7 protein-coding genes and 1 pseudogene are annotated in these 8007 nt (G+C 76.7%); 4 read left to right on the top strand and 4 right to left on the bottom strand.

Annotation, left to right across the window (positions count from 1 at the left end; genetic code table 11):
* A pseudogene (locus IE312_RS41655) lies at positions 1 to 275 on the bottom strand (DUF4232 domain-containing protein); the annotation flags it as partial.
* A gap of 162 nt (positions 276 to 437) precedes the next feature.
* The gene (locus IE312_RS23920) at positions 438 to 1829 is read right to left on the bottom strand and encodes a serine/threonine-protein kinase (protein WP_189984380.1); all 1392 of its coding nucleotides are present in this window, start codon (positions 1827 to 1829) and stop codon (positions 438 to 440) included.
* A 46-nt stretch (positions 1830 to 1875) separates the two neighbouring features.
* Here IE312_RS23920 and IE312_RS23915 point away from each other — a divergent pair, with 46 nt between their 5' ends.
* Positions 1876 to 2424 carry an RNA polymerase sigma factor gene (locus IE312_RS23915; protein WP_189984379.1) on the top strand — a complete coding sequence of 183 codons (549 nt, stop codon included), beginning with the start codon at positions 1876 to 1878 and terminating at the stop codon, positions 2422 to 2424.
* A gap of 27 nt (positions 2425 to 2451) precedes the next feature.
* Here IE312_RS23915 and IE312_RS23910 read toward each other — a convergent pair whose 3' ends face one another.
* Positions 2452 to 4851 carry a SpoIIE family protein phosphatase gene (locus IE312_RS23910; RefSeq protein WP_189984378.1) on the bottom strand — a complete coding sequence of 800 codons (2400 nt, stop codon included), beginning with the start codon at positions 4849 to 4851 and terminating at the stop codon, positions 2452 to 2454.
* A 345-nt stretch (positions 4852 to 5196) separates the two neighbouring features.
* Between IE312_RS23910 and IE312_RS23905 the strand changes: the two genes are divergently transcribed.
* From IE312_RS23905 to IE312_RS23895, 3 genes are all read left to right on the top strand, one after another.
* A complete protein-coding gene (locus tag IE312_RS23905) occupies positions 5197 to 5436 on the top strand; it encodes a hypothetical protein (RefSeq protein WP_189984377.1) in 240 nt (79 codons plus the stop codon).
* A 3-nt stretch (positions 5437 to 5439) separates the two neighbouring features.
* The gene (locus IE312_RS23900; protein WP_189984376.1) at positions 5440 to 5817 is read left to right on the top strand and encodes a toxin Doc; all 378 of its coding nucleotides are present in this window, start codon (positions 5440 to 5442) and stop codon (positions 5815 to 5817) included.
* Positions 5818 to 6148: 331 nt separating this feature from the next.
* Positions 6149 to 7681 carry an RICIN domain-containing protein gene (locus IE312_RS23895; protein ID WP_189984375.1) on the top strand — a complete coding sequence of 511 codons (1533 nt, stop codon included), beginning with the start codon at positions 6149 to 6151 and terminating at the stop codon, positions 7679 to 7681.
* Between the two features lie 12 nt (positions 7682 to 7693).
* On the opposite strand, the gene IE312_RS41650 is transcribed toward IE312_RS23895, so the two are convergent.
* Positions 7694 to 8007, bottom strand: a 314-nt coding sequence (locus IE312_RS41650; protein WP_229900367.1) for an alpha-hydroxy-acid oxidizing protein, incomplete at its 5' end; no start/stop codon positions are given.

Here is an 8007-nt window from a genome sequence, read left to right as displayed (position 1 = left end):
CTGCCGCCCGCGGTGCCCGTGGTCCGCGGCGCGGACGCCGAGCCGGTCTTCGCGGTCTTCGCGGGGTGTGCGGGGTCCGTGGGGGAGGGGGCCGTGGCCGTGGGAGACACCGGCGGCTCGGTGGTGTCCCGCGCGGGGGCGGCCGTACCGGAGACGGTGGCCGGGCCGGCGCTGTGCGCGCCGGAGCCGTCACCGCAGGCGGACAGGAGGCCCAGCACGGCGACCGTGCCCACGAGCAGGGCACCGTGCCGGGCGGACCGGGGGGTGTACACCATGTCGCTCAACACTCCTGGAGGTCACGGCACGCGACCGGGACGCGTGCCTGCGGCGCCGGGTGCGCCGTCCTCTCCGTCCGATGCACGGACCGCCGGAAAAGTTCGGGACGCGGCGGGTTCTGTCCGGTTCTCTTCCCCGCCGGGCCGCTCGGCAGGCGTGGCTCAGCTCACGCGCAGCGAACGGAGCACACGGTCGGTCGCGTCGCCGCCGCCTTGCTGACGCACCTGCACGTACACCTGCGGTCGTGCGGCGCCGCCCGCCGGGACCAGAGCGGACTCGGTGACCGAGCCGCCGTCAGGGCAGCTGCCCCAGGACCGGACCAGACCGTGCCAGTCGGCGTCCGAGAAGGTACGGGCGCCCCCGTACCGGCAGCCGGAGTGCGTGAGGGCCTTCACCCTCGCGGTGACGTCCCCGTGCCCGCCGACCCCGGCGAACACGCCGTCCACGGGCGTCGTCGGATCGGACCAGCGGGACAGGTCGTCGGCCACCACGAGACCGGGCTGGTGCCCGGCGGCCAGCCCGAGCGCCCGCGGGTCCCAGCCGGAGCCGCGCAGCTCGCGGCCGAAGGCGGCCGGCACCCGCAGACTCACCCGGCCGGTGCCGTCCGTGACCCGCACCTCCTCGTCGGCGGTGCCGTCCCGGTGGAGCGCCGCGGTGACCGTGACCGCGGCGGCGCCGGCGGCCAGGGCCGCGGCGAGCACCAGGGTCAGGGGGGTGAGCCGGCCGCGCACCCGGTCCAGGCGCCGCGCGGGGCGCACCGCCGGCGCCGCGGCCAGCCGGTCCAGCTCCGCCGCGAACCGGGAGGCGCCCGGCCAGCGGCGCGCCCGGTCCGGCTCGAGCGCGCGCAGCAGCGCCCGCTCCACGTCCGCGTCCAGCTCCGGCCGCAGCCGCCGGGGCGGCACCACCTGCCCCGGCGGCCCCGGCACGGTCCCGGTGAGCAGTTCGTAGCCGACCGCGCCCAGGCTGTAGACGTCCGCCCGCTCGTCGATGCCGGCGCCGGGCTCGGCCTGCTCCGGCGGCCGGTAGCCCGCCGAACCCGCCGCCAGCGTCAGCACCGAGGCCTGCGCGAGGCTCTTGGCCAGCCCCAGGTCGGCGAGCAGCACCCGCCGGGTACCGTCCGGGGCGGTGTGCAGCAGCACGTTGGTCGGTTTGATGTCGCGGTGCACGATGCCCGCCTCGTGCAGCGCGGCGGCGCCGCGCGCGGCCTCGGCGGTCAGCGCGAGCGCCTCCCGCACCGGCAGCGGACCGCCGGCCAGCAGATCGGCGAGGGTGCCGCCGCCGGCGTACTCCATCACGAAGTACGGTCTGCCGTCCGGGAGTTCGCCGATGTCGTAGACCTGCACCACCCGGCTGGAGCCGGCCCGGCGCAGCAGCCGCGCCTCGGAGAGGAAGCGTTCCCTGATGTCGAGCCGGTGCGCCCAGTTCTCGGCGAGCACCTTCACCGCCACCGGGGCCTGGAGCTCGGGGTCGTGGGCGAGCCACACCGTGGCGAAGGCGCCGCTGCCCAGCGGCCGTTCGAGGCGGTGGCGGCCGATCCGCTCCAGGGGGTGCATACGACTATCATGCCTGGCCTGAGGTCGACCAGGAGGGGGGCCGTCCGTGCAGGACCAGGCGCTGACGGAGGAGTTCGCCCGGCGTGCCGCGGCCGGCGACGGCACGGCCCTGGACCGGCTGCTGACGGAGATACGGCCGGAGGTCGTGCGCCGCTGCGCGCGCTTCCTGCCCTGCCGGGAGGACGCCGAGGAGGCGGCCCAGGACGTGCTGCTCCAGGTGGCCCGGCACATCTCCGGCTTCCAGGGCCGCAGCCGCTTCGGCACTTGGCTGTACACCGTCGTCGCCAACTGCTGCCGGCAGAAGTACCGCGAGCTGAAGCGGCGGGCGGCCGAACAGCCCGTGGCCATCGAGCCGGGGCACGCCGTCGACCCGCGCACCACCAGCGTCATCGCCGGCTCCCGGGTGGACCTGCTGGAGGCCCTGGAGCGCCTGGAGCGGGAGCACCCGCACCTGGTCGCGCCGCTCGTCTACCGGGACATCTGCCAGCTCGACTACGCCGAGGCCGCCGAACGCGCCGGCATCCCGCTCGGCACCCTGAAGTCCCGGCTGCACGAGGCCCGCAAGCAGGTGCGGCCGTGGCTGACGGCCTCCTGAGGGCCCTGCCGGGGCCTGCGTCTGCGCCTACGCCTCCTCTTCGAGGAGCGGCAGTTCCGCCCAGATCGTCTTGCCCTGCGGATGGTGCCGGCTGCCCCAGCGCTGGGTGAGCTGGGCGACCAGCAGCAGACCCCGGCCGCCCTCGTCGTAGGTCTTGGCCCGGCGCAGGTGCGGGGCGGTGGGGCTGGTGTCGGAGACCTCGCAGATCAGCGTGGCCTCGTCGTGGATCAGCCGGAGCCGGATCGGGTGCGCGCCGTACCGGATGGCGTTGGTGACCAGCTCGCTGACCACTAGCTCCGTCGTGAACGAGGCCTCCCGCAGCGACCAGGTGTCCAGTTGCTCCACGACCTGCTTGCGCACTGGCGCGACCAGCGCCGGGTCCGCGGGGATGTCCCAGGTCGCCACCTGCGCCGCGGGCAGGCCCCGGGTGCGGGCCAGCAGCAGCGCCACGTCGTCGGGGGCGGCGCCGGCCGGGAGCAGGGTGTGCAGGACGCGGTCGCAGGTCTCGTCCAGGGAGCCCGCGTAGGCGCCGAGCGACCGGTGGAGCATCTCCCGGCTCGTCTCGGGGTCGCGCTCCCGGGACCACACCAGCCCGTCGGTGTACAGCGCGAGGACGGTGCCCTCGGGCAGTTCCACCTCGGTCGACTCGAAGGGCAGCCCGCCCAGGCCCAGCGGGGGACCGGCGGGCACGTCCAGGGCCTGCGGCGTGCCGCCCGGCCGCAGCACCACGGGCTGCGGGTGCCCGGCGCGGGCGAGGGTGCAGCAGCGGGACACCGGGTCGTAGACGGCGTACAGGCAGGTGGCGCCCACCTCCCCGGGGCTGCCCTCCTCGCCGGGGCTGCCGTCGCCGCCGGACTCCTCGGACAGCCGGACGACCAGGTCGTCGAGGTGGGTGAGCAGCTCGTCCGGGGCCAGGTCGATGTCGGCGAGGGTGCGTACGGCGGTGCGCAGCCGTCCCATGGTGGCCGAGGCCTGGATGCCGTGCCCGACGACGTCACCGACCACCATCGCGACCCGCATCCCCGACAGCGGGATCACGTCGAACCAGTCCCCGCCCACGCCGGCCCGGGCGGCCGGCAGGTAGCGGGAGGAGGCGTCCAGCGCGGCCGTGCGCGGCAGCGACCGGGGCAGCAGGCTGCGCTGGAGCGCGAGCGCGGTCTCCCGCTCGCGCGAGTAGCGGCGGGCGTTGTCGATGCAGACGGCGGCGCGCGCGGTGATCTCCTCGGCCAGCAGGACGTCGTCGGGGGTGAAGCCGTCCGGGCGGCGGTGCCGGGTGAGCACCGCGACGCCGAGGGTCAGCCCGCGCGCCTGGATCGGCACCGACATCGAGGAGTGGATGCCGAACCGCCGCACCCGCTCGCCGCGTTCGCCGTGCCAGGTCAGCCACTGGTCCATGTCGCCGGTCGCCAACGAGGTGGCGATGGTGCGGCCCGCGGTCAGCGAGTCGGCCTGCGGGGAGAAGTCCGGGTACTCCTCCGCCGTGCCGGGATCGATCACGGCCTCGGGCACGCCGGGCAGCACGGACCGGTGGGCGGTGCGGCGCAGCCGGACCGGGGCGGTGATGCGGGCGGGCGGCTCGCCTCCGTACTCCTGCGGGTCCAGCAGGTCGATGGTGACGAAGTCGGCGAGCGCGGGCACGCACACGTCCGCCAGCTCCTGCGCGGTCCGGGTGACGTCGAGCGTGGTCCCGATGCGCACGCTGGCCTCGTTGACCAGCTGCAGCCGCTGCCGGGCCCGCCGGCTGTCGGTGATGTCGTGCGCGGCCAGGCACACGCCCCGCACCCGGCCCGCCGGGTCCCGGACCGGCGCCATGCGGGCGAGCCAGGCGTGGGCCCGTTCGTCGCCGCCGGTGCGCAGGGAGGTCTGCACGTCCAGCGGGCGGCCCGTGGTCAGCACCCGGAGCATGTCCTGCTCCAGCTCCTCGCTCTGCGGTCTGCCGCCGATCTCGGCGAGCCGGAGCCCGCGCAGCCGCCGTTCCGGCAGCCCGATCACCTCGGCCATCGCGTCGTTCATCCGGCGCAGCCGCAGCCGGTCGTCGTACACCGCGATCGCGCACGGCGACTGGAGCAGGCCGGCCTCGGCGAGCGGGTCGCCACCGGGCGGCGGGCCGTCCTCGGCGAGCGGGGTGACCACGAGCCAGTCGCCCGGGTGCTCGTCGTCGGGCGGGCGGCGGTGGGCGAGCAGCCACACGGAGACCGTACGGCCGTCCCGGTGGCGCAGTCCGACCGTGCCCGCCCAGCGGGTGCCGACGGGCCGGGCCGGGGGGCCGGCGTCGGCGAGCAGCTCCGCGGCGGGGCGGCCCAGGACGGCGGCGGCCGGGTGGCCGAGCAGGCGGCTGGCGCCCTCGTTCCACTCCGTCAGCGTTCCGTCGTCGCCGACGGCGGCGCGGGCCGTGGCCGCATCGTCGAACGGATAGACCCGGCTCATCGTCGCCGCTCCCAAGCGCACACTCACAGTGAACGGGTGGCTCCACCCGTTGGTCCAGCGTAGTGCTTCCCGGCCCGCCGTGAGCGACGGTTGCGGGGCCACCTGGCCGACCGGTCGAACACGGTCGGGTCCGGTCACGGGGGAAAGCCTGCGGGTCGCGGGTCCCGGGTGGGGGGTCGTGGGACGGCGGCCCCCGGCCGTCGGCCGTCGGCCGTCGGTCGGGGGCGCGGGGCGCCGGGCGCGGGTCGCCGGCCGAGCGCGGGCCGCACCGCTCCGGTACCGCGTCGGTCCCGTGCTGAACTGGGCGTATTTACGCGTGAGTACCCGAGCGGTACCGTGTGGGCCATGCCAGCTCTCAATGTGGAGTTCAGCGAACGGGAACTCGAGGACCTGCGGCAGATCGCCAAGGAGCGCGGTACGTCGATGAAGGCCCTGGTCCGCGAGGCGGCCGCCGCCGACATCGCCCGGCACCGCGCCCTGCAGGAGGGCGCCGAGGCGTTCCGCCGCTTCTTCGCCGGTCACGCCGAGGAGTTCGCGGCTGCCTTCCCCGACGACGAGCCCCCCGCCGAGGGCGAGGCCGCCTGAGCGATGCCGTCCGTCATCCACATCGACGTCCCCTGGCTGCTCGAGCGGCACGAGGAGGTGCTGCCCGGCCGGCCCGCCCCGCACGACTTCTCCGCGCTGGTCGCCGCCGTCGCCCGGCACCGGGTGGACCCGCCCCGGCTCGGCGCGGACGCCGACGCGGCCTGGCGTGCCGCCGCGCTGCTGCACACCCTCGCGGTGCTCAAGCCGCTGCCCGCGGCGAACGCCCGCTTCGCCTGTGCCACCGCCGTGGCCTACATGCACCTCAGTGGCGTCGGCATCGACCCGCCCCACGGCGCCCTGGCCGGTCTGGTCCGCGACCTGGTCTCCGGCCGGACCGATGTGTACGGCGCCGCCGCCCGGCTCCGCTCCTGGCGGCTCTGACCCGCGCGCCGGCCCGGCCCGCCCCGGCCGGCGGGGGAAGCCGCCGGAACCGCCGGCCGGGTGGGGCCATCCGAGGAGGACCGGTTCCCAGTCCACTACCGGTCCGCCGGCGGCGGCAGCGTGCGCGCCCGGCCGGTGCGTGCGCGCGCTTCACACGGGGCGCACGGGGAATCCGGCCGCTTTTCGCCAACCCCTGCCCGGCGAAACGTTTCTGACCTCCTTTCGAACCGGCTCATGCCATCCGTGCGGCTTGTTGCTCCTGTGGAAGGTGTGCAAGGGTTTCCACGCGGTGAATTTCCGTACGCACCAAGCGCCAGAAGGAATCCGCTCCGTGCTCACCCCCCATCCGCCTCGTCCTTCCCGGCCGCCGTCCGGCGCGGGATCCGGGGAGTCCGACGAGTTCCTCGCCGGGCCGCTGCGGGCCGGCTCCGACGCCGAGGCCTCCCGGTCCGCCGCCCTCCTGATGGCCCGTCACTGGCAGCCCGCCCACGAGTACGCGGCCATCTGCCTGGCCGCCCCCGGGCCCCTGGCCCACATGGTCACCGCCACCGCCTTCCACCAGGTCCTCGGCCGGCTGGCGCTCGGCGAACCCGCCGACGCGCTGCGGCCCCGCCTGCTGGTGGCCGTCCGGGACACGGTCCTGAACTGGGCCGCCACGGACCGGATCACCGCCGTACTGCCCCAGCTCGCGCAACCCGCCGGAGGCCGTGGGATGCGTACCGCGCCGGCCCCGGTGCCGCAGAACCGCCTCCTCTCCGAGCGCTCGTTCCACGCCCTCTCCCGGCCGGAACAGGCACTGCTGTGGCACACCGAGGTGGAGGCGGAACCGCCCGCGGTGCCCGCCGGACTGCTCGGCGTGGACGTCGGGAGCGCGACGGCCGCGCTCGACCAGGCCCGCGAGACGTTCCGCGAGGGCCTGGTGCGCGCCCACCGGGAACTCGCGCCCGGCAAGGAGTGCCGGTACTACAACCGCCTGCTCGACGTGCCGATCCGCCGGGGCGGCACGCTGCTGCCCGACGTCCAGGACCACCTGGCCGGCTGCGCCCACTGCCGACACGCGGCCGAGCAACTCGGCCACGTCGACGCGGCCTTGGGCGTGCTGCTCGCCGAGGCGGTCCTCGGCTGGGGGGCCCGCCGCTACCTCGACTCCCGCCCCGGCCGCCGCCAGGGCCCCGCCCGCGGTGGCTCCACCGGGTCCGCCGGATCCGGTGGGCGCCGGCGCCGCGGCGGACGGCGCCGCGCCGGCGGCCCCGGGCGGCCCGCCCGGCTGGTCACCGCCGTGTCCGCGCGCCGGCCGCCGGGCGCCTGGTCGTCCCGGGCCCTCCTGACGGGCGTCGGCGTGGCCTCGGCCGTGCTGCTCGCGACGGTCCTCGCGGTCGGCGCGTGGCCGGACGGCGGCGACGGCACCGAGCCGGTGGCCACCGACGCCGTCCCCCGGCCGGCCTCGCCGAGCCCCACCGGCCTGCCCGCCGCCGGCCGGCCGGGGCCGCTGCGGGACGCCGCCGGCCGGTGCCTGGACGTCAAGGGCGGGCCGGAGGCCGGGGCGAGTGCCGTGCTCGCCGCGTGCTCCGGCTCGGCCACCCAGCGCTGGACGTACGAGACGGACGGACTGCTGCGCAGCGCCGCCGGCACCGGGCTGTGCCTGGACTCGCACGCCGATGCCGGGGTGGTGCTCCTCGGCCGCTGTGCCGGAGCCGGGTCGGAACGGGGCGACGACGTGCGCTACGACCTCACGCCGCAGGGCGAGTTGCTGCCGCGGTGGGACCGGACGCTCGCGCTCGCCGCCGGCGGCGACCGGACGGGTGCCGTGCTCGTCGTGAAGGTCCGCGACGGGTCCGCCGCCCAGAGGTGGACGGCGGCGTAGCCGTCCCGGGGGTCACGGGCCGACCGCGCCGCCGGCCTCCAGGTCCGACCGCGTCACCGTACCGGGCCGCGCATGGCCCGACAGGGCCAGTGTGAGGTCGAACTCCGCCAGCAGGCAGCGGATGACGTGCTCGACGCCGGCCTGGCCGTCCAGGCCGAGGCCGTAGACGTACGGGCGGCCCAGCAGGACCGCGCGTGCGCCGAGGGCGAGGGCCTTGAACACGTCGGCGCCGCCGCGCACTCCGCTGTCGAACAGGACCGTCAGGCGGTCGCCGGCCGCGTCCGCGACGCGGGGCAGCGCGTCGGCCGCCGCGACCGAGCCGGCGA

Origin of the sequence: Streptomyces capoamus (genome assembly GCF_014654935.1) — a bacterium.
Taxonomy (GTDB): domain Bacteria; phylum Actinomycetota; class Actinomycetes; order Streptomycetales; family Streptomycetaceae; genus Streptomyces; species Streptomyces capoamus.
Note: the sequence above shows the minus strand (reverse complement) of the source record. Positions and strands in the feature narration are given on the sequence as shown.

Bases quoted from the DNA above. Each gene is read 5' to 3' on its own strand.
- IE312_RS23920 (WP_189984380.1), bottom strand. From the start codon at position 1,829: ATGCACCCCCTGGAGCGGATCGGCCGCCACCGCCTCGAACGGCCGCTG.
- IE312_RS23910 (WP_189984378.1), bottom strand. From the start codon at position 4,851: ATGAGCCGGGTCTATCCGTTCGACGATGCGGCCACGGCCCGCGCCGCC.
- IE312_RS23905 (WP_189984377.1), top strand. From the start codon at position 5,197: ATGCCAGCTCTCAATGTGGAGTTCAGCGAACGGGAACTCGAGGACCTG.
- IE312_RS23900 (WP_189984376.1), top strand. From the start codon at position 5,440: ATGCCGTCCGTCATCCACATCGACGTCCCCTGGCTGCTCGAGCGGCAC.